Source organism: Candidatus Eisenbacteria bacterium, from assembly GCA_016930695.1.
Lineage (GTDB): Bacteria > Orphanbacterota > Orphanbacteria > Orphanbacterales > Orphanbacteraceae > JAFGGD01.
Genome location: JAFGGD010000023.1, coordinates 1 through 20,689, shown reverse-complemented (window position 1 = coordinate 20,689; position 20,689 = coordinate 1). Strand labels below are relative to the sequence as shown.

Genomic DNA, 20,689 nt, shown 5'->3' with positions numbered 1-20,689 from the left:
AGTGGCCCGGAGCGTCGCGCTCCCTATCCGCGACCGCGCCGGCTTAACTTTTCCGCGCACAAGCTTGACACATCATAAGGCGGATGCTAGGATATTGTTCCACGGAAGCCGGGTGGTGTGAGCCGGACCGTGCGCTCGATTGCCGAAAAGGTTGCAAGGAAAGTATGAGAAAAGGGTGGTGCGACGGAGACGCGAACTCCTTCGGCCATAACCTGTTGTGGGAGAAAAATATTTTCACTCCCCAAACGGTTCCTTGCAGGGAATGGCGGCGCATCCCTCGCCCGACACAATCACCTGTCGGGATGGAATCGCCTCGGTGGCCTGAAGGCGAGAAAGCATGCGCGGATCACCTATCCGGTTTAAATATCGAGAGTTGTTTCCCGCGGCTCCATTGGACGGACCGACGGAGCGCGATAGGGCCTAAAAGGATTCTTGCGGGTCGCCCCGCGGTGCTGCTAGGGTATTTTATGTAGCGGCATTCCGTTGTGGGTGTGAAAGAATTTTCCCGCCAAGAAGGAGAAAGGTCATGGCCCTCGAGTTCCTCCGTAGAACCCGTATTCCCGTCACCCTCTCCCTCACTCTCTTCGTGCTCTTTTCCCTCTTTTCCTTAACTGTTTCCCGCGCCTGCGCGGAGGACACCTACCTACCGCAGAAAGAGTGGGAGAGGGAGATTCATTGTAATGGGGATCCTGATGATCCTTTCCCGTACGTACTGAACAGAACTCACCAAGATTGCTTTGACGAGCCTCTTGTTGGTGCTGATGTGCTTTTTCACCTGTTGGATGTGATTTTGAGATAATGAAGAATACTGAAACTGCAATTGATGGCTTCAGAAGACTGCTTAATTGCAAACAGCAAGATATACCTGTATCTGAGGACAACATCAATACAGGTGCAAGTTGTGCTTGCTATACGATTGGTGCCAACCTTTCAGTAAAAATCCCACTGGTATTTGAGACTGATGCAGAGTCGACATTGGCTAAAGCATGGATGCTCGCCTTGTCCGATGATTACTCGAGTGCTCTGTGTTGTGTTGAAGAGATCATCGGGTCTGATTTGGAAATCGACCACCGCACTTACCTGTATTCCCTCGATTTAAAGGCGAGATTGCTAGTCTGGCTTGGTGAATACAATGCAGTTGTGGATCTAGAAAGACAATATTCTAAGAAGTTTGACGGTGTGATCTATAAAGAAGCTTTGTATTTGTTGATAAGCATTGGCACGGCATTCCTTAGGCTGTCTAGGTATAAAGAAGCGATAAAAAGATACGAGACGGTCTCGAGAGTGGCTCAGTATTTCGACGATGAAGGTATGAGTAACAGAGCCTATCACAACCTCAGTATAGCCTATAAAAACATCGGAATGCTTGAGAAAGCCAGTGCCTGTTCAAAGAAGTCATTAAAAGGAAGAAAAAATCTATCTGATGGTGGGCAGTCGAGGTGGTTGCTCGTAGCGGGTATTATTTCTTACTGGAGAGGGGAGTATAAAGAAGCAACAATAAGACTAAAGGAAGCACTTTCAGAGGCAAACAAAACACATCATTTGCGAGGGGCAATTAGAATAAAGACAGCATTAGGAATGATATACTGTAGAACAAATGAATACAAGAAGAGCAGAAAGAATCTTGAAGAGGCGAGGGAGGGTGCTTGTGAAATAGGTGTGGTGCGTGATATCGCCATCGCCCACGAATTCCTTGGCGATCTGGAACGTGCGGAGAATCGGTCCGACGAGGCGGGGGAGCACTACGCGAAAGCGATGGAGATCGCCCTTCGTATCGCGCCGCGAGGGGACATGGTTACGGAAATCGGTCGTAGAATCGCCGATTGGCGATTGGACCGCGGCGAGATCCGCGAGGCGCGGGTGGAATTAGAAAGAGCCCTCGAGATCGCCCAAGAGATCCAGGATCGCCGTGAAGAGGGAATCCTACACCGGGTCCGCGCCCGAATGATCCTCGCAAGCCGTGGAAGGCTCCAATCCGCGGAGTCGGCGCTTAAGAAGAGCATCGACATTCTGGAAGAGATCGGTACCCGCTATGAGGAGGCGCTCAGCCGGATCGAGAGAGGCCGGCTCAGGGTTTCCGCCCCACGCAGGTCCCGTGAAGACCGGCGCAGGGGAGTGGACGATTTCCGGAGCGCCGCGAAGATTCTGGAGGAACTGGGCCTTCCGCGCCGCAGGAGCGAACTCTTCATCGAGATCGTAAAAATCGCCGAGGGGGTGATTTCTCCCTATGAGGGGCTTCGCTTCCTGCAAGAGGCGGAGATCCTCTGCCGGCGCCGGCGTGACCACCGAGCCCTTCGTGAAATCGCCGACCTCCGTTCCCGCCTCGAGGAAGAGGTCGCCCGGGTCGCCCTCGAGGGGGAATCTTCTTTCCTGTATCGACGGGAGGGGAGGGAGGCCCACGCGAGCGCCGTGGCGCGCCTGTCCCGTCGCTACGGGGCGAAGCAGGCTTTTCTGTTGATCGAGGATTCCCCCGAGGGGAGGCGCGCCGTTGGCGTCGCGGAAGAAGAGGCGGTTCGTTTGGCCGCCCGGTTGCGCGAAGTGGGCGGGCGCGATCTGGTCGTCTCCTCGGGGAACCTCACCAGCACGGGGAGCGACTGCCACGGTCCTTTTCTCGCTTTTCGGCGTCCCGAGATTGCGGACGCACTTCTTTACGTCGAAAGGGGTTTGGGGGAGCGCCCCTTCGACGAGAGAGAGGCCGGAGAGTTTGTCGCCTACGCCGAGCGCCTCTTCGGGGATCTCCCGCGCAGGAAAACCGAGACGAAGGGATCTCCTTACCCGACGGTGATCGCCCGGAGCGGATTAATGCAACGCTTGGTGGACCGTCTCGTTTCGATCCGCAACTCCCGCGCGCCGGTTCTCATCTATGGCGAGACCGGCACCGGCAAGGGGCTTCTGGCTCATCTGCTTCATCAGTTGGGAGATCACGGCGAGGCGGTACGTATCGTTCAAGTTCATTGCGCCGAGCTTCCGGAGACCTTGCTGGAGAGCGAGCTTTTCGGCCACGCTCGGGGCGCCTTCACCGGCGCCGTCGTCGAGAGGGAGGGGCTTTTCGAGTCCGCGAACGGGGGGACCCTCTTTCTCGACGAAGTGGGAGACTTGTCCCCGGAGGTGCAGGTGCGACTCCTCCGGGTCATCGAGGAGGGACGCCTCAAGAGGGTCGGCGAGGCGCGGGATCGGGCCGTGGATGTTCGCGTGGTCGCGGCCACGCATCGCGATCTGGTTGAGGAGGTCGCCGAAGGACGTTTCCGCGAAGACCTCTTTTACCGTCTCCACGTGATCCGCCTGACCGTGCCGCCGCTCCGGGAGAGGCGCGAGGATATCCCCCACCTCGTGAGCCATTTCGTCGCCCGCTATGCCGCGGAGGAGGGGAAACGGGTGGCCGGCGTCGATCCGGAGGCGATGCGGCGTCTGATGCTCTACCCCTGGCCCGGCAACGTGCGGGAGCTGCAAAACGAGATCCGGCGGGCCGTGGTGCTCCACCCGAACGGGGAACCGCTCCGCGACGAGGAACTGTCGGCGTTCCTGCGGGACGCTCGATCGGTCAAGCGTTTCCAGGCACCCGAGCATGGACGGGGGCTTCTCCTTCGGGAGCTGGCCACATTCGAAGAGCGCAGGATTCAGGAAGCGCTCGCCGACTCCGGCGGCTCCCTGCGCGAATCCGCCCGCGCTCTCGGCATCTCCGTCCAACTTCTCCGCTACAAACTGAAGAAGTACAACATCCGCATCCGCAAGAACTGAGGTCGCCTTCCTTATCCCGAGCCCTTGACATCGTGCCGCCTCTCATCTTAAGCTCAACAAATCCAACGGGTGACGCCGTCGCCCCCGCGCGGGGGCGTTCGCGGCCCGGCGGGGGAAGTCCCCTCTCGGCCGGGCGGCGCGGCACCTTCTCCGTCCATCCTCACTCCGCGGGAGAGCGATGATCCCTTTCGAAGAGGCGATCCGTATCGTCGACGCCAACACCGATCCTTTGGAGCAGGAGACCCTTCCCCTCATCGAAGCGGCGGGCCGCGTGCTCGCCGAGGCGATCGCCGCGGACCGAGACCTTCCCCCCTTCCACCGTTCCGAGAGGGACGGCTGGGCGGTGCGGAGCGCCGATTTCCGGGGCGGGCGCGCCGACCTTTGCCTCCTGGAAAGTATCCTGTGGGCGGGACGGCCGCCGGATGTCGTGGTCGGTCCGGGAGAGTGCGCGCGCATCATGACCGGCGCTCCCCTCCCGGAGGGGGCGGACGCGGTGGCGATGGTGGAGATGGGGACCGCCGGGGATGGAAGGGTCCGGATCGACGAGCCGGAGATGCGCGCCGGGCTCTACGTGCACCCGCGCGGGATCGACGCGCGGCGCGGCGACGTCGCCGTCGGCGCGGGAACGACTCTCGACCCGCATCGCGTGGTGCTCGCCGCATCGGTCGGCGCGGCGCAGGTGGCGGTCCGCCGCCCGGTGCGCGTCGCCTACGTGGGAACCGGAGACGAGGTGATCGGTGTGGAAGAGACACCGGCTCCCACGCACATCCGGGAAGGAAACGGCCCGGGCCTCCGGGCGCTCATCGACCGGACGCCCTGGCTCGCGGCGTCCTCCTTTCGCCGCGCGCCGGACGACCGCGAGGTTCTCACCGCGGCGATATCGGCCGCGCTGGAGGAGGCCGACGCGCTGGTCATGAGCGGCGGCGTTTCCATGGGCCGCCGGGACCTGGTCCCGGACGCGCTGGGCGAGTGCGGTGTTCGGCGCCTCTTCCACAAGGTGGCGATCCGCCCGGGCAAGCCGTGCTGGTTCGGCCGTACGGCGGAGGGAAAACCGGTGTTCGCGCTCCCCGGCAATCCGGTCTCTTTCCAAGTCACTTTCCGGGAGATCGCCCTGCGCGGCCTCCGGCGCATGGCGGGCTTCGCCGACCCGTCGGGACCGTCCGTCCGCATTCCCCTCGCCGCCGGCGTGGAGCGCCTTCTCCCTCTCCGCTTTTTTCTCCCCGCGCGGCTCATCCACGCGGGCGGAGTGACCGCCGTGGAAGCACTCGACAACCACGGATCGGGAGACTTCGTCACCGCCTCCCGCGGCGATGGTGTGATCATGCTCCCCGACGGCCCGATCCGGCTCGCCGAGGGCGTCGCCGTTGATTTTCATCCCTGGAGGTATTCGTGGTAGACCGCTACGGGCGCGCCATCGATCGCCTCCGCCTCTCCGTCACCGATCGGTGCGATCTCCGCTGTCTCTACTGCATGCCCTTGCACGGCGGGCGGTTCGTCGAGGAGGAGGAACTGCTGACCGACGAGGAGATCATCGAAACGGTCCGCTTCCTCAAGGAACGCACCGGTCTTCGCCGTGTGCGGATCACCGGAGGCGAGCCGCTTCTCCGCCCCGGTATCGAGGACCTGATCGGGAGGCTCGCCGCTCTCGGCCTGGAGGATCTGGCTCTCACCACAAACGGGCAACGCCTGGAGGGGCGCGCCGAGGCGCTCCGGCGGGCCGGCCTCCACCGCGTCAACATCAGCCTCGACTCGCTCCGCCCCGAGCGTTTCCGTGAACTCCGCCGCGCCGGCGAAGTGGAAAAGACCCTGCGCGGGATCGAAGCGGCGCGCCGCGCCGGATTGGAGCCGGTCCGTTTGAACGTGGTGCTTCTCCGCGACCGCAACCTGGACGAGACGGTCGACCTGGTCCGCTTCGGTCTCGATCGCGGCGTGGAGGTCCGTTTCCTGGAGCTGATGGCGATCGGCGAGGCGGGGACCATCCACGACGACTTCTTCGCGCCGGCGGGGGAAGCGCTCGATCGAATCCGGGAGGCTTTCGATCTCCGGCCCCTCCCGACGCGGAGCGGGTCCACCTCGGTCCGCTACGCCTTGACCGCTCCGGACGGGCGCGAGGGGACGGTCGGATTGATCGCGCCGGTCACCCATCCATTCTGTGCGAGCTGTGGGCGGCTTCGTCTCGGCGCCGCGGGTCTCCTGCGCGGGTGCCTGATGAGCGCCGACGGCGTGGATCTGCGGCCGATTCTGCGTGGCCCCGCCGCCGCGCGCGCCGCCGGGCTCGCCGGCGCGCTGGAAGCGGCGCTCCGCGGCAAACCGCAAAGGAGCGGTATGCGGACCGGCGAGGCGATGCACCGCCTCGGAGGTTGATGGATGAGTGAAAGACGATTGAGCCATTCCGGCCCGGACGGGCGCGCCCGCATGGTGGACCTTTCCGGCAAGGAGGCGACCGACCGGTACGCCCGCGCCGAGGCGACGGTCCGGCTCGGACCGGAGACGGCGCGACTTCTCGCCGAAACCGGGGCGGTCGCCAAAGGGAACGTGCTGGAGACGGCGCGGATCGCCGGGGTGATGGCCGCCAAGCGGACGCCGGATCTGATCCCGCTCTGCCACCCGATCCCGATCGATCACGTGGACGTGGAGACGACTCTTGACGGAGAAAGGGTCCGGATCACCTGCGTCGTCTCCTCTCGATCCCGGACCGGCGTGGAGATGGAGGCGATGACCGCCGCCGCCGCCGCCGCGCTCACCGTCTACGACATGTGCAAATCCGCGGGGAAGGGAATCGTCATCGAGACGGTCCGCCTGCTCGAAAAGCGGGGGGGCAAAAGCGGTGAATGGAGCGCCGGAGGATGAACGCGGCTCTCCGGCGCCGGGATTCGGAAACGGCGCGTGGGCTGCCCGCCGCCGCCTTGACCCGTTCCCGCCCGCCCGGTAGTCTCCCTTCGATGAAACAAGGATGCCCGTTATGAGCGATCCCGAAACGCGCGCCGCGCTGGCCGCCCTCTATCTCCGCGTGTTCGGCGTGGAGCCTGAGGAGATCGTTCCGATCCGCTCGGACGGCTCGAACCGGAAAATCCTCCGTCTCCGGAGCGGCGGGCGGAGCGTCGTCGGCGTGCGCGGCGGGAACCGCGCCGAGAACGACGCCTTCATCGGGTTCAGCCGGCACTTCCGCTCCGTCGGACTCCCCGTGCCGGAGATCATCGCCGAGGACGCGGGGGAGGGGCTCTACCTCGAAACGGATTTGGGAGACGAAACGCTCCACCGCCGTCTTCTCGCGGTCCGCCGGGAGGGGCGTTTCCCCGGCGGGATTCTTCCCATCTACGAAGAGACGGTCCGCGCGCTCGTCCGCTTTCAGATCGACGGGCACCGCGGCCTCGACTACGGCCTCTGTCACCAGGGGGGGGAATTCGGCGCGGCGGCGATGCGCCGCGACATCGATTATTTCCGGGAGCATTTTCTCGGACTGCTCTACCGAGGCCCCCTCGACGGGAAAGCTCTCGATCGCGACTTCGACCGTTTGGTCGCCGAGTTGGACGGCGAGGACCGCGACTACTTCCTGTACCGGGATTTCCAAGCCCGCAACGTGATGATCCTCGATGACCGCCCTTGGTTCATCGACTATCAGTCCGGCCGCCGCGGCCCCCTGGCCTACGACCTCGCTTCCCTTCTCTACAGTGCCCGCGCCGATCTCGGCGAGGAGGTCCGTGCGCGACTGACCGAAACGTATCTGGAGGAACTGGCCGGCCGCATACCCGTGGACCGCGAGCGCTTCCTTCGTCTCTTCCCCGGTTTCGTCCTGATCCGGATCCTTCAAGCGCTCGGCGCTTATGGTAATCTGGGAATTCGGCAGGAGAAGACGCGATTTCTCGATAGCGTCCCCTTCGCGATCGCCAACCTGCGCGCGCTCCTCGCCCGCGACGGGCCCCTCGCCCGGCCGGGCGCGCTGCGCGATCTGGTGTCGCGCATCACCGAAGATCCGGACGCGGTGAGGGTGCCCGAGCGATGAGCCGAACGCCCCGAATTCATGTGTGCAGCTTTTCCTATCACGGGAGCGGCATCCCCGCCGACCCGACCGGGCACGGCGGCGGCTTCGTGTTCGACTGCCGGTTTCTTCCCAACCCGGGCCGGGAGGAGCGCTACCGGGATCGGACCGGACGGGACCCGGATGTGGCCTCTTTTCTGGAGGCGAGGGAGGAGGCGCGGGCCTTTCGGGAGAGGGTGTTTCGCATGGTGGAGGACGCGGTGGAGGGGGTTCGGGCGAAGGAGTATGAGGACTTCACCGTCTGCTTCGGCTGCACCGGCGGCCGGCACCGCTCCGTATGGCTGGCCGAGGAGCTTTGCCGCCACCTGTCGGGGCGCGGCGAGCGCTGTGATCTGACCCACCACGACCTGCCCGGGGAGAATCCTTGAACGCCGTCGTTCTCGCCGCGGGAATCGGGAGTCGCCTCCGTCCGCTCACCGACCGGACACCCAAGGCGCTTCTCACCGTCGGAGGCGTTCCCCTTCTGCGAATCGCACTGGCGAAGCTCGCCGTCGCCGGATTCGATCGGATCGCCGTCAACGCCCACCACCACGCCGATCGGCTGGAGGAGTTTTTACGGAGCGGAACGCCCGCGCCCTGCCCGGTCCTCCTCTCTCGGGAGGATCTCCTGCTCGGCACCGGCGGAGGGGTGAAACGGGCGGCCGCCCTGCTGGGCGGCGACGGACCGCTGCTCGTCCACAACGTGGATGTGTTGTCCGATCTTCCGCTCGCCGACCTCCTGGCGGAGCACCGTCGGACCGGCGCGCGGGCGACGCTGGCGGTGATGGATCGCCCGACCGGGCGGGCCCTCGCCGTGGACTCCGGTGGGATGGTCTGCGGGAGATGGGGCGGACCGGAGATTCGGCGGCCGCGCGGCGGGACCCGTCCCCTCGCGTTCAACGGGATCCAGGTGATCCGCGCGGGATTCGCCGAGCGCCTCCCCGGCGAAGGAGCTTTCGATCTGATCGACGCCTACCTCGTCTGGGTGGCCGAAGGAGCGGAGGTGCGTGCCTTCCCGATGGATGGGCGCTACTGGGCCGACCTCGGGACGAGGGAGCGTCTCGAGAAGGTGGAGAAGGACCTGGCGGGAGGGAAAACCACTCTCGACCGGCTCGCGGCCGGCGGGCTGTAGACATCGCCGGCCGTTCCCGTGACGGCGAACGCACTCCTTTCTTGTTGTCGCGGCGCACTTGGCCCCATCAGCAGAAAGCCGTCACATAGGCGACCCAGGAGATCGCGTCGTCCCCTTTCTTGACCGGCCGGAACACACCGTTCCCGTCGCCGTCCTCGTCCGTCCCCTCCCAATAAACGCGTGTTTCCGAAAAGCCCGCTTCACGGAGCAGGTCCTGAACTTCCGTCAGCGTCCAGAGTCGCCAGTCGTAGGCGAAAGCCTTCCGAATCCGGCTCCCGTCCGGGAAACGGAAATGGATGTAACAACGATAGGCGCCCGTGACCGGATCGTAGTGGTCCTGGTCCCAGACGTAGGTGAAGTCGTCATAATCGGTTTCTTCTTCCTGTGGAATCTGGGATTCCGGGCCGCCGTAGATATCGAAAACGAACATCCCCTCGGGACGCAGGCTTCGCCGCACCCGCCGGTAATAATCGAGGAGCGCGGCGCGATCCTTGAAGACGAAGTAGGAGAAGTTCATCGCCGCCACCACCTCGGGACGGAAGGCGCGGCGGGAGCGAACGTCGCCCAAAATCAGGCGCACCTGCTCGGCGGCCCGGCCGAGCGGTTCGATGTTGTTCCGCCTCCCCCACTCCAAGGTTTCTTCGTCCAGGTCGACGCCGACGGCGCGGTTTTCGGGGAACGATTTCACCCAGCGGGCGCAGACGGCGGCGGTGCCGCAGAAGTCCTCGCGTAGAAAAACCGGGGTTCTTCCATACCGTTGTTTGTATACGCGGCGGATGAAACGTACCTCTTCGTCCGGATTCTGGACCGAGGCTTCATACAGGCGATGTCTGTCCTGGGTGCGTGCAATCGGTTTCGGCATGGCTCCGTCTCGTTGGGTAGGGCGCGGGGGAATACTCGCTTTGTCGGCGGGGACGCCCCCACGCTCCCACCGCGAAGCCAGAATACCACAGAGGCGTCGGCCGTGCGAGGCGGCGGCGATTAGTCGAGGGAGTTGTCGCGGAACTTGTCCTGGAGGCGGTCGAGGAGTGTCTCCATCGATTCCGTCGGCGGGGGAGGAAGATCCTCCGGTTTCGGCCGGGTATCTTCCTTTTTCTTTTTCTGCTGCTGTTTGAATTCGGCCAGCTTGGCCTTCTCTTCCTGCTGAACCGCTTGTTTTTCGAGGCTTTTGCGGGAGAGGGAGATTCTCTTCTTCGCCGGGTCGATGTCGAGGATCTTGACTTCGATCTCCTCGTCGGGACTCAGCACGTCCTGGGGGTGCTTGATGCGTTGCATGCTGATCTCGGAGATATGAAGGAGTCCGTCCACGCCGGGAGCGAGTTCCACGAAGGCGCCGAAGTCGGTCAGGCGCGCCACTTTTCCCCGCACCACCTTGCCCGGCTCCAACTCGGCGATGGCGATGGCCCAAGGGTCCGGCTCCAGCGCTTTCATGGAGAGGGAGATGCGTCGTCCCTTCTCTTTCTGCTCGACGCCGATCACCTGGACCTTGACGACTTGGCCCGGTTGGAGCACCTCCTTGGGATCGCCTATGTGGGCGTGGGAGAGTTCCGAGACGTGCAGCAACCCCTCGATGCCGCCGATATCGACGAAGGCGCCGAAGGGGAGGACGCGGCGGATCATCCCCTCGAATACCTCGCCCTCTTTCAGGCGTTCCTCGGTCTCCTTCACCATCGCCTTCCTTTCCTCTTCGAGGATGACGCGGCGGGAGACGACGACATTGCGGCCGCCTCCATCGAAGCGCGTGATGAGGAAGGAGAGCTTCTGTCCGACGAATACATTGGGGTCCGCGCAGTAGGCGATGTCGATCTGTGAGAAGGGGCAGAAGGCGCGGAGGCTGCCGATGGCCACCTCGAACCCGCCTTTGTTGGTCGATTTCACCGTTCCCTCGACGGGAACCTTTCCCTCGTAAGCGGCCCGAATGGCGTCCCGGTCGGTGGGGCCGGATTTTTTACCGAGAGTGAGCACGACCTGCTCGTCCACCGATTCGATGGTCGCCTCGAGCGAATCACCGACGGCGAATTTTATCTCCCCTTTCTCGTCACGGAGTTCCTGGGAGAGGATGATCGCCTCGCTCCGCCCGCCGTAGTCGAGGAAGCTCTCCTTCTCGCCGATCTGGACGAGCTTCCCCTTGAGGCGATGCCCGACCTCCAATTCGGTCGAAGCCCCCTCCGGGGGAATGGCCGCTTCCATCTGTTTTTCGATCTCTTCCCGGTCCGGCTCTTGCCTGGGGGGCTCTTGCCATTCGGGCGGAGGCTCGGGGCGGTTCTCTTCCATACACACCATCCTACCAGATGGTGGAGGGAAAATGTCAATCCGAGTTCTTGTTTTTTCGAGCTCCGCGTGGCACCGGGGCGGCCCGCGGGGCCGCTCGGGAGATAGGGGCGTCGCCGGCTGGCCGCCGGCCGCGAGCGGGAAGTGGAGAGGAGGACGGGCGAGCTGTTCCCTGGGGGATTGCGGAGGAACGGCAAGAGGGAGGCGTGGAGGCGGATTCATGTAAGGAACGATCTGGAAGTGAGTTGGCGGTTCTGGTTTTATTTGACAACCGGAGGGAAGCGTTCACAATGCCCCTGGGAAGAGTCCCCGGAAGGGGAGTGAGCCTCCTGGAAGCCCCTTTTTCGAAAGGAGAGGGTAGAACCATGACGAGAAACGGGAAAAAAAGGGCCGTGTGGTTCTCGTTGCTCACCGTGCTGGCGCTGACCTTCGTGCTCGCCGTCGGCTGCGGCGACGATGACGACAACCCGGCCGACAACGGCGGCAACGGCGGCAACGGAGAGGGTACCTTTGTAAGCGTGCCGAGCCAGTGGGTCGGTGTCTGGAAGGATTCGACCCATATCGAGTACACCGTCGGGGAGATGCAGTTCAGTTTCTCGGACACGGTGACGGTGACGATCTGTCCGGAGATGCCCGCCGACAGCGCCGCCGGGCTCCCCCCGCAATGCACCTTCACCTGGAACGGCAACACCCTGACGGTCGCCTGCACGCAGACGGACACGACGGAGGCGTGTGAGACCACCATTGACCTGGAGTTCACCGAGACGGTTTCGGCCGGTAGCTACCAAGGAAACGGCACCATGGAGATGACCTACGGAGCCGGCTGCGGTGAGCTGGCCGGAGAAACGGTGACCGCCACCTATTCGGTGGTGGGTACGCGGATCGGCGACGTACCCGACCCCTGCGTACCGGATGTGGGACCTGTTGGAACCGGAGGCGATACACCTGTCGATCCCGGGACGGGCAGTTTCACCGCGACGATCACGAACGGCGGCACGACCGATGTCGATTTCACCGGGGCGGAAGCGCTCGTTTACTACGACTCCGGCGAGGGCTACTACAGTATTTCCGTGAATCTGGGTGACACCCCCTCTTTTATCTTTACGACCCCATCGCCCACGACGACCGGCACCTATGGTCTGAGTGACTTGCCGACGGGGAATCAAGTAGGCGTCGTATACGGGGATCCGGATGGTCTCACGGAGAGCGCGGGCGGAACCCTCACAATCACCGAGGCGACGTCTTCCCACATCGTGGGGAGTTTCGACTTTGACGTGGAAATCACGACCACTTCCCAGAGCACGATCAACAAGACGGTGACCGGCTCCTTCGACCTGGGCGTCGATTTTGCCGGCAAAGTGCCCGAACAGATGGTCCTGGACAGGATGCTCCGTATGATTCGCGGCGGCTGTCCCAGCTGCCCCTAGACGATCGCTCTCGATCCGTCGAACTCGCCCGGTCCCTTCGGGGGCCGGGCGTTTTTGCGATCGGCCGTTCTCTTGCCGATCGACTACCAGCCGATCGTGACGAAGACGTTGAGGAAATCCCACGCCTCGTTCCAGGTCGACCACGGGTGGAACTGAGCCGCGATGGAGAGATCCCTCCCCCAGCCGCGCGGCATCCGCACGCCGCCGCCCACCCATCCGCCGAAGGCGTCGTGGCGCGCGCTATCCCTCCACGGCCAGCAGACCCGATCGCCGCAACCGCCCCGCTCCCCCCAGGAGTACCAGCCCGCGCCGCCGCCGAGAAAGGGGCGGGTGTCGCGGGGGAAGGGGGGGAGCCATTCCGCGGTCACGCCCAGGCGAAACAGGACGATCGCTCCGCCGTAGACGGGGTCGCCTGAGGAGTAGAGGTCGTGGAGCGCCGCTTCCCAGCCCGCTCCGAATCCGTGCCCCAGCCGCCGGATCGACCCGAAATTGAGGGCGAGGTTCGCTTCCGAGCTATCCGATTCGAGGCCCACGGCGATCCCGGCGCCGAAGAAAGCGCGTTGTTTCCTCTCCTCTCCCTCCACCTCTTCCGTGTCCCAAGCCTGGATTCTCCCGGGCGCGGCGAGAAACGCGGCCGCCAGGAGCAGGAGCAATATTTCACGGAAGGGCGATCCGGGGCGCCTCGCGTTTTTGGGGGGATCCTTCCGGACTCCGCCGATGGAATCCGATCGTCGTCTCTTCTCCCCGCCGGCCGGGGGGTGAGCAATCATTTTCTCCATTCACTCTTCCTCGTGTTCTTCGAGACGGGCTCGGCCTCTCTCTGCGCGAGACCATCCTTCGTCTCCATCCCTCTGGGGGAATGCCACACCGGGGCGCGTTCCACGCACTCCATCGACGCGAACACGCCGCAGGAGACCCTCCGGTTTTCTTCTCGTCTCCGTAACTTCTTCCCCGTCGATCTCCCCTTATCCCTTCCGCCCCGCGGGGACGGGGCGCCCCCATTTTTATCGGAGGAGAATCACCTTCCCGGTGACGCTCCTCTCCCCCGAAGTGATTCTCAAGAAATACACGCCGCTCGGCAGGTCGTCCACCCGCATGATCCGCGAGCATGCCCCCGCCCGCCGCTCTTCTATCTCGATCGCTCGGACTCGTCGCCCCCTTACATCGTACAGAGCAAGCGTTACGGGCGCGGCGCGGGGGAGGGTGAAACGGACGCGGATCGACGTCGAAGAGGGATTCGGTTCGGCGGCTTCGAGACGAAGCGATTCGACCCGTTCGGACCGGCCGGGAAGTCCCACGTTTTCCCTGTCGTAGACGCCGGTGTGGCTCGAGTCCGTCCACGGTTCCCACGCGAGCGCTCCAACCGGATCGTCGATCCGAGACGCGATCGCCCCGGGGTCGATGGTCCCCCAGTAATTATAGGCGCCGTCCGCGGCGGGACAGGAGTCGCAATAAATCTTGATGTGCTTCATGGTCGAGACGTATGTGAAGTCATTCGCCCGGTCCCGTCCGCCGCCGACGGTCATTTCTCTTCCCGGTCCGAGGTGGGCCAGGATCGCCGGATTGTTCCCCAAGAACGTGTTGGACTCGATCCGCACTTGTCCCGGATCCCCGCTGACATAGACCGCCGATAGAAGCGAGGGATGTTCGAAGCGATTCCCGGCCAGCACCATCCCGTCGTCCCCGGCCAACACCACGTAGTAGAAAGGAAAGAAAGCCGAGTCGCAGGTGAAATGGAAACCGCGTCCCGGCGCGCCGATCCTCACGTTCCGCGCGTTGTTCCGCACCCGGACCGCCCGGTCCAAGAAGGGCGCCATCCACTCCGTTGAGTCGGCACCCTCCGTCGAGAAGACGGTCACCCCCCCGGTCAGGAGTACTTTGCCGGAATAAGTCCCCGGCCCGACGAGGATCGTGTCTCCCGGAAGCGCGCACAACGCCGCCGACCGGATGCCGTCGAACTCCTCGGGAACGAGGAGCGTCGTCGGCCGTCCCTCCGGTAAAGGTCCTCCCGCATAGGCGCCTCCCCCATCGGACAGATCGAACCCCTCCCAGCTCGGGTGGTGAGCGGGGCCGAAGGGGGCTCGATTGCCGCATTCCGAAATGAGCCACCCCGTGGGCGGAAACTCGTCGAAGAACTCGCAGGCGCCGTCGCAGTAGCTCGGGACGAAGGGGGTGCCGAATGGGATTTTCGCCTTGTGCCAGGAGAGCCCCGGTTCGTCGGCATAGTCGATACGGTCCGGCTCGGGGAGAATCGTCACGCGGATGTCCGCCCAATGAACGACGTCGCCGCATCGCGCCACCCACTCGTCCGCCTTCCCGCAGCCGGGCACGCCGGCTCCCACATCGGGCCAGTGGCCGTGGAAGGGGTAGCACCCGTGCGATTCCGGTCCGCCGTTCCCGTCGCCGGGGCAGCTGTTTCCGTCGCAACCTCCGCAGCTCCACTCTCCCGATCCGCCTATCCAGACCACGGGATGGCCGCCGTCGGCGAGAAGAAGCGAGGAGGCCTCCCGGATCTGGTGACGCCCGTGGAAATAGAAACAGGCGGAGAGAATCTCCGCCGAACCGGGATCGGCGGAGGAGACGCGGATGTGGACGTGCTCCCAATCCCCCTCGTGATTGTTCACCCAGTCGTTGAAGGGGAAGAAGAACCAATACTGGATGATCGGCTGCCCGGCGCCCGCGAGGAGATGCGCATAGACGGTCGGCTCCAGATCCGCGCCGGGCGGGTGATCGCCGCTTCCCGACGCGTAGAGCGCTCGCCAGTCGCCGGGGCACCGGACGGAGGGTCCGCCGTAGTCCGGGTAGAGACGAACGTAGTAGATGTAGTAGGCGGCGCCGGGGGGCGCTCCGACGTAGGTGATCGCGTTCCCGTCCCAACCGAAACCGGAGTAATTGAACGACGGAGACGCGAACGTCGGCGCCGGGTTCCAATCCGGATCGGTCGCGCGAAACACGCCGACCAAGCGACCGGCCACGTTGTATACGCGCGCCCACAATCGATCCGCGGTGAGCGCCGTTCCATCCCCGAGAATCCCGACCGGGCACGGCTTCATCCCATCCGTGCCGTCCGACGGCAGAATCAACGTCGGCCGGAACTTCTCCGCGAGCGCGACTTCCGCGTCGTCGTCGATCCCGTTCCCGTCGATATCGGAGGCTCGAACCGCCGCGTAATCGAAGAAAAAAAAGATGCAGAGGAGAGGAAAAAGGAAGGTCCTTCCCGCGCCGGTCTTACCCGCTTCATCCCTTACCCATCCCATCATCGGACCGCTCCTTCCTCGCCGCCGTTCCCGTTTTCAAAAAAGAGAGAGGGTGGTCTCTCCTCCCGAGCGCCTTGCCCGGGTTGCCGGCCGGACAGACCCCCCGCATTTTTCGTTCCGGAAATCCGCCCGTGGAATCGCCGCGACATCGCCACGGGATTGATCGCGCAAGCCGTTGTTATGTAATTCGATAGAAAATAGATATGGTGCCGCCGCCGCCGTTTTCTTATGTCAAGGGCCGAGTGGTTTTTTCAGGCGCCGGTCACGAAGATGACGACGCCGCCCACGACATGGCCGGCGACGGGAAGGGATCGTTTCTCTGTATAGAGAATTATTTTGGGATAAGGGATGGAGCGATGGCGGATTCCTCTGAAGAGAACGCCGTAGCCGGTTGCGAGGGAAGAAGAAGAGAACGATTCCTGTTGACAGGAACACGCAGTCCTGGCATAAAGCCATGAGAGTTCGTGAATGTTTTTTTATTGACAGCCGGGTTCAGTGTTGCGATTCTGCGCCCGGCAGGTCGACATGGCCTTTTTCAATCCGAGAAGGAGGGTTTCTCGAATGCGTAAAGTCGTTCTGCTCTTGGCGGCAGCTGCACTCATGACCACCACCGCCTACGCGGCGATGCCGGTAGGCTCGATGGCCTTGGGCTGGGTGAACAGCAATGCCCCGATCGGCATCCGTTACCAGGTGGCCGAGAAGATCGCGGCCGACGTCGGCCTCGGTGTGGCGAGCTACGACACGAACCGGATGGAGTTCAACGTGCACCTCGGTCTGCCCATCGAGCTGATGGCGAATGACCGTTGCTCGCTCGATTTCCGTCCGGCCGTTTCGGTTTACTACACCTCGTACGACGAGGACGGCCCGTTCGGTCAGGTCGACAACAGCCCGATCGACTTCGTGGTCCATGGCTGGTTGACGGTCAACCTCATGGTGACCGACAACTTCGGTGTGAACGCCTCCCACGGCCTCAACATCGAAATCACCGGCGATCGTGAGAACGAGGCTGGCGATGTGATCATGGAGGGCACCACGGACTTCTATACCGTCGGCGCCGGCGTCACCGAGATCGGTTGGTTCTACTGGTTCTAAATCGATTCGGTTCGCGATTCGAACCCCCCGCTCGTTCGACGGGCGGGGGGTTTTTCTTCTTCCCCATCCCGTCCGTCTCCGCTTATTTTTCATCGATTTCCTTCATTCGCGAAATAAGGAATGTTAGAATCGAGATGTGCGGGGAAACGACGGGAATCCACCGGAACATGCCTCCTGAAATGCGAACGGACTCTCACGGTTTCCTCCCGGCATCGCGCGGATTCACGCCAACCGGAGGATGCGGGCATGTTCCATTTCAGACGAATTCACGCCGGCGGGATCGCCGCCGCGACAGCTCTTCTTCTCACCCTCTCCTGCGGTGACGACGGCGGGCCGGCGGGGCCGGTGGACGAACCGGAAGCTTCCGCGGCCATCGGCCCGTCGGGCGGAACCCTCACGGTGGAAGATTCGAGCAGCGTCCTCTATGGCGTGCGGGTGGACGTTCCCGCCGGAGCGCTCTCCTCCGAACGCACGGTATCCCTCGACGTCGGCTCCGCCCCCTCTCTCCCGCAGATGCTGACCGGGGCGAGTACCGCGTTTCGGCTGGATCTCCGGGGGGCGGACGGCTTCGACAAGTCGATCACGATTCACATTCCCTACGAAGAGAGCGGGATCGTTGAAAGCGGCATCGTTCCCCTTCACGCGAATATCGAGGATGGATCGTGGGAAGTCGCCGCTCTCTCGACGGCGGATTCCACGGAGAACACGATCTCCCTCACGACAAAATCCACCGGTTGGTTTCAGGTTGCCGCGTATCCATCGTGTTCTACGCTGCCCTCCCAATCCAATCTGTCCTTCGACCCCGCACAGGACAAACTGACGCATCCGAACAACCAAAAGAGCTGTTACGGGGAATGTGCATTCGTAAAGTGGTACTGGGAGCAACATGGTGTTGCGGGCACGCCGCTTTCGACGTGGAAGACGACCGAGCACGCCAGCATTGCTCTCTATACCCATTGGGTTTGTCACGAACACACATCACGGGCGGCCCTCGCCGCCAACCAGATCGATGATCGGATCATGGAGTGGAGTCTCCGTCTCCAGCTCGCTGTTCTACAGGAGCCCGTTCTTCTCGGGTTCGAGTTCTGGAACTCGAATGTCGACGCCATGGACGGCCACGCCGTTCTGGTTTATAACTATGAAGTGCGAACGGAAGGGGATGTCGAATATACATTCTTCTCCGTCTACGATAACAATATCTGGAGCGGACAGACTCATACGAAAAGTGGACAGATCGTCTGGGACGGAGACTCTCTCTTCTACGGTGATTCCGGAGGTCAACCCTACTATCCGCAAAGAAGCCGGTTCGGTCTTGTCGGCTCACCCGATTGGGTGAAACCCGACTTCGTGTATGAGTACTTCCTCCATCCTCCCGCAGTGACCAATCCCGCTCCGACCGGCGCGGTGAGCGAGCCCGACGTGACGCTCTCGGCCGAAGTCCACTACCCCTATTACGAAGAGGATCGTGTTCAGCTCACCGTAGATGGAAACCCCGTCGAAGATCTCACCGTCCTGTCGAACGGGCCGAACGATTTCGCACTGTCCGCGGATCTCTCTCTCGCCGACGGAGTTCACGAGGTGCGGGTCGTCGCCGACAACCGGATGTCCGAATGCTCGAGCAGTCCGAGCGACGACATTCCTCCGGCGGACGGGACATGGACATTCACAATCAATGCGAACCAGCATGCCCTAATCGGGACCTGGGATCTCGTTTCCATCTGTTCCGAGGACCAACAAGGTTTTCGTTACTGCGTGCCGCGAAGTGAAATCGCCGCCGATCCGTTGACCTATATTTTCAATCCGGACGGCTCGGCCGTGCAGATCTACCAGGAGAGGGAAGCCGACTTCTCCTGGTGGATATCCGGTAACATGCTCTACACGGGGAGCGGCTCGGAATACGAATACTCCGTCGATTCGAACACTCTCATCCTCGGCTTCTCCATGTGGGACACGGAAATGCAGGAGCTCTACTGGATCACTCACGAGTTCGATCGGAGGAACTGATCGGAGAGAAGAGGCCGGCGGCGGCGGAGCGGGAGAAATGAAAACGGGCGGGGATGAGTTCCCCGCCCGTTCCATTGCATTCCCGTTCGATCAGTCCCAGAGATAGGACACGGAAAGCCGGTTCGCCATCACTTCGGTCGTCCCGCTCACGAAGTTCGGGCCGTCGAAGAGGAGATCCTCGTTGATCACCGCATCGAGCACGAACCGCTTGAACTCCATGCTCAGGCCGAAGGTGATGTCCAGGTCGGAATCGCGCATGGTGATCTCGTAGTCGTCCACCCCGTCGCCTTCCCATAGATACTTCGTGCTCTGGAAGCGCTCCACCGCGCCGATCCGTCCGGTCAGCCACTTCTGAATCTGCGACTCGAAGCCGACGTAGAAGCCGGGCAGGGTCATGACCGTCCGCGTGGCGCTGAGGTCGGGATCGGAGTCTTCCATCTTCGCGGTGTGGTAGCCGAAAAGCTCCAGGCCGAGGATGATGAGGTTCTTCTCGTTGATCGGCTTGTTGACGGCTACGCCGAGGAGGAGGTCCATCTCGGAGAGATCGGTCTCCATGCTATTGCCCCCCGACTTCACCTCGTAAGTGGTGGGGGAGTAGCCGAAGCCGCAAACCGGCACGATCCGGGTTTCTCCTTCCTCGCCGAGGAAGAAGCGTCCCGCCACGCCGAGGCCGACGCCGCCCCAGGTCTGCTCATTATCACCCGATTCCCACTTCTGACCGGGAAGGTCGATCTGGAGCCCCAGGTCCATCTTCTCGTTCGAGAGGCCCGCCGACACCGCGATGTAGCGGGTCGATTCCTCCACGTCGTTGGAGCCCGGATCGTTCTTGTAACTGTCCAGGCCGACGGTCAGGCCGACGGCGAAATCGAAGGAGCTCATCGGCATCCCGTAGTAGAACGTCAGAGTCTGCTCGTAGGAGGCGTTGTTCAGGAGATCCGTCGGGGAGACCTGCGCGAACATATTACCCCGCTCCTCATCGTCGGGGAAGACGGGCAGGTCGATGGGACTGTTCAGATAGACGCCGAAAACATTCGTCTCCTGGACGGGAAAATGAACGCCGATCGTGTAGGAATCCTCGGTGGCGTCCTTGAAGCGAAGCTCGGAGATGGCCCGCTCGTTGTAGCGGACGATCGTCCCGGGGAAGTAGGAGACGTTGGAGTCGTCCCGCAGCCAGATGCCTCGACCGCCCAGGGCGGCGACGCGGGATTCGGTCGCGAACGCCGTGGACGCCAGCGCCGCAAGCAGGAAAGCCAGAAAAAGCACGCCGACCAAACGGTTCCGTGTCATGTCCCATACCCTCCTTGTGGTTGCCGCGAGAATATCCCCTCTTTCCCCAACCTTCTGAAGAACTCCAAGCCCTTGATCCGTAATCCGGAAAAGGCGGCACGCAAACGCACGCCCTCCTCGGGGGCGGCTACAAAGTAGACAGTGCGATCCTAAGTGTCAAGGATTTCCTGTGATAGAGCGATCGGTTCACTTCAGGATCGGTTCTTTGCCGTGTTCTTCTTTCACATGGGCCGTTTGATTGTCCTGTGTTCATCCGTTCCGGCGGCCGGATCGCGAGGCTGATGCCGACCGTGAAGAGGAGGGAGAGGAGGAAGCAGGCCTCCTTCCGGTCGAGCGCCGCGTTCCAGTCGGGATGGTCCTTCCAAAGGATGGTGGAGAGGGTGCCGGCGAACATGCCGGCGAGAACGCCCTGCCGGGTGGTCCGGCGCCGGCGTCACCGAGATCGGTTGGTTCTACTGGTTCT

General features: G+C 62.9%; 17 protein-coding genes. 12 read left to right on the top strand and 5 right to left on the bottom strand.

From position 1 onward, the window contains the following. The first annotated feature begins 526 nt into the window (after nucleotides 1–526). From JW958_03805 to JW958_03770, 8 genes are all read left to right on the top strand, one after another. On the top strand, nucleotides 527–799 hold the full coding sequence (locus JW958_03805; GenBank protein ID MBN1825367.1) for a hypothetical protein: 273 nt from the start codon (nucleotides 527–529) through the stop codon (nucleotides 797–799). Then, nucleotides 799–3,738 (top strand): sigma 54-interacting transcriptional regulator, encoded by a 2,940-nt coding sequence (locus JW958_03800; GenBank protein ID MBN1825366.1) that lies wholly within the window; start codon nucleotides 799–801, stop codon nucleotides 3,736–3,738. The genes JW958_03805 and JW958_03800 overlap by 1 nt, the downstream gene beginning before the upstream one ends. Nucleotides 3,739–3,916: 178 nt before the next feature. After that, entirely contained in the window at nucleotides 3,917–5,134 is a 1,218-nt protein-coding gene (locus JW958_03795) for a molybdopterin molybdotransferase MoeA (GenBank protein ID MBN1825365.1), read from the top strand. After that, on the top strand, nucleotides 5,128–6,102 hold the full coding sequence (moaA, locus tag JW958_03790; protein ID MBN1825364.1) for a GTP 3',8-cyclase MoaA: 975 nt from the start codon (nucleotides 5,128–5,130) through the stop codon (nucleotides 6,100–6,102). The genes JW958_03795 and moaA overlap by 7 nt, the downstream gene beginning before the upstream one ends. A 3-nt stretch (nucleotides 6,103–6,105) precedes the next feature. Continuing rightward, nucleotides 6,106–6,588, top strand: coding sequence for a cyclic pyranopterin monophosphate synthase MoaC (gene moaC / locus JW958_03785; GenBank protein MBN1825363.1), 483 nt, complete (start codon nucleotides 6,106–6,108; stop codon nucleotides 6,586–6,588). Nucleotides 6,589–6,700: 112 nt separating this feature from the next. Further along, nucleotides 6,701–7,741, top strand: coding sequence for a phosphotransferase (locus tag JW958_03780; protein MBN1825362.1), 1,041 nt, complete (start codon nucleotides 6,701–6,703; stop codon nucleotides 7,739–7,741). Continuing rightward, nucleotides 7,738–8,145 (top strand): ATP-binding protein, encoded by a 408-nt coding sequence (locus JW958_03775; protein MBN1825361.1) that lies wholly within the window; start codon nucleotides 7,738–7,740, stop codon nucleotides 8,143–8,145. Before JW958_03780 ends, JW958_03775 begins: the two co-directional genes overlap by 4 nt. After that, nucleotides 8,142–8,888: an NTP transferase domain-containing protein gene (locus JW958_03770; GenBank protein MBN1825360.1), complete on the top strand. Its 747-nt coding sequence runs from the start codon at nucleotides 8,142–8,144 to the stop codon at nucleotides 8,886–8,888. The genes JW958_03775 and JW958_03770 overlap by 4 nt, the downstream gene beginning before the upstream one ends. 67 nt (nucleotides 8,889–8,955) lie before the next feature. Here the strand turns inward: JW958_03770 and JW958_03765 are convergent, their stop codons facing one another. Then, nucleotides 8,956–9,750 (bottom strand): class I SAM-dependent methyltransferase, encoded by a 795-nt coding sequence (locus JW958_03765; GenBank protein MBN1825359.1) that lies wholly within the window; start codon nucleotides 9,748–9,750, stop codon nucleotides 8,956–8,958. A gap of 119 nt (nucleotides 9,751–9,869) precedes the next feature. Then, a complete protein-coding gene (locus tag JW958_03760) occupies nucleotides 9,870–11,162 on the bottom strand; it encodes a S1 RNA-binding domain-containing protein (GenBank protein MBN1825358.1) in 1,293 nt (430 codons plus the stop codon). Between the two features lie 362 nt (nucleotides 11,163–11,524). On the opposite strand from JW958_03760, the gene JW958_03755 reads away from it, so the two are divergent. Next, complete coding sequence (locus tag JW958_03755) at nucleotides 11,525–12,586, top strand: hypothetical protein (protein MBN1825357.1); 1,062 nt, start codon at nucleotides 11,525–11,527, stop codon at nucleotides 12,584–12,586. A gap of 83 nt (nucleotides 12,587–12,669) precedes the next feature. Here JW958_03755 and JW958_03750 read toward each other — a convergent pair whose 3' ends face one another. Both JW958_03750 and JW958_03745 read right to left on the bottom strand, forming a co-directional pair. Further along, complete coding sequence (locus JW958_03750; protein ID MBN1825356.1) at nucleotides 12,670–13,365, bottom strand: hypothetical protein; 696 nt, start codon at nucleotides 13,363–13,365, stop codon at nucleotides 12,670–12,672. Between the two features lie 225 nt (nucleotides 13,366–13,590). Then, the gene (locus JW958_03745) at nucleotides 13,591–15,846 is read right to left on the bottom strand and encodes a T9SS type A sorting domain-containing protein (GenBank protein ID MBN1825355.1); all 2,256 of its coding nucleotides are present in this window, start codon (nucleotides 15,844–15,846) and stop codon (nucleotides 13,591–13,593) included. A 558-nt stretch (nucleotides 15,847–16,404) separates the two neighbouring features. Between JW958_03745 and JW958_03740 the strand changes: the two genes are divergently transcribed. Beyond that, the gene (locus tag JW958_03740) at nucleotides 16,405–16,935 is read left to right on the top strand and encodes a hypothetical protein (GenBank protein ID MBN1825354.1); all 531 of its coding nucleotides are present in this window, start codon (nucleotides 16,405–16,407) and stop codon (nucleotides 16,933–16,935) included. Nucleotides 16,936–17,181: 246 nt separating this feature from the next. Continuing rightward, complete coding sequence (locus JW958_03735; protein MBN1825353.1) at nucleotides 17,182–18,939, top strand: hypothetical protein; 1,758 nt, start codon at nucleotides 17,182–17,184, stop codon at nucleotides 18,937–18,939. A gap of 90 nt (nucleotides 18,940–19,029) precedes the next feature. On the opposite strand, the gene JW958_03730 is transcribed toward JW958_03735, so the two are convergent. Next, nucleotides 19,030–20,226 carry a hypothetical protein gene (locus tag JW958_03730; protein ID MBN1825352.1) on the bottom strand — a complete coding sequence of 399 codons (1,197 nt, stop codon included), beginning with the start codon at nucleotides 20,224–20,226 and terminating at the stop codon, nucleotides 19,030–19,032. Nucleotides 20,227–20,507: 281 nt separating this feature from the next. On the opposite strand from JW958_03730, the gene JW958_03725 reads away from it, so the two are divergent. Then, a partial coding sequence (locus JW958_03725) for a hypothetical protein (GenBank protein MBN1825351.1) occupies nucleotides 20,508–20,689 on the top strand: 182 nt, incomplete at its 3' end.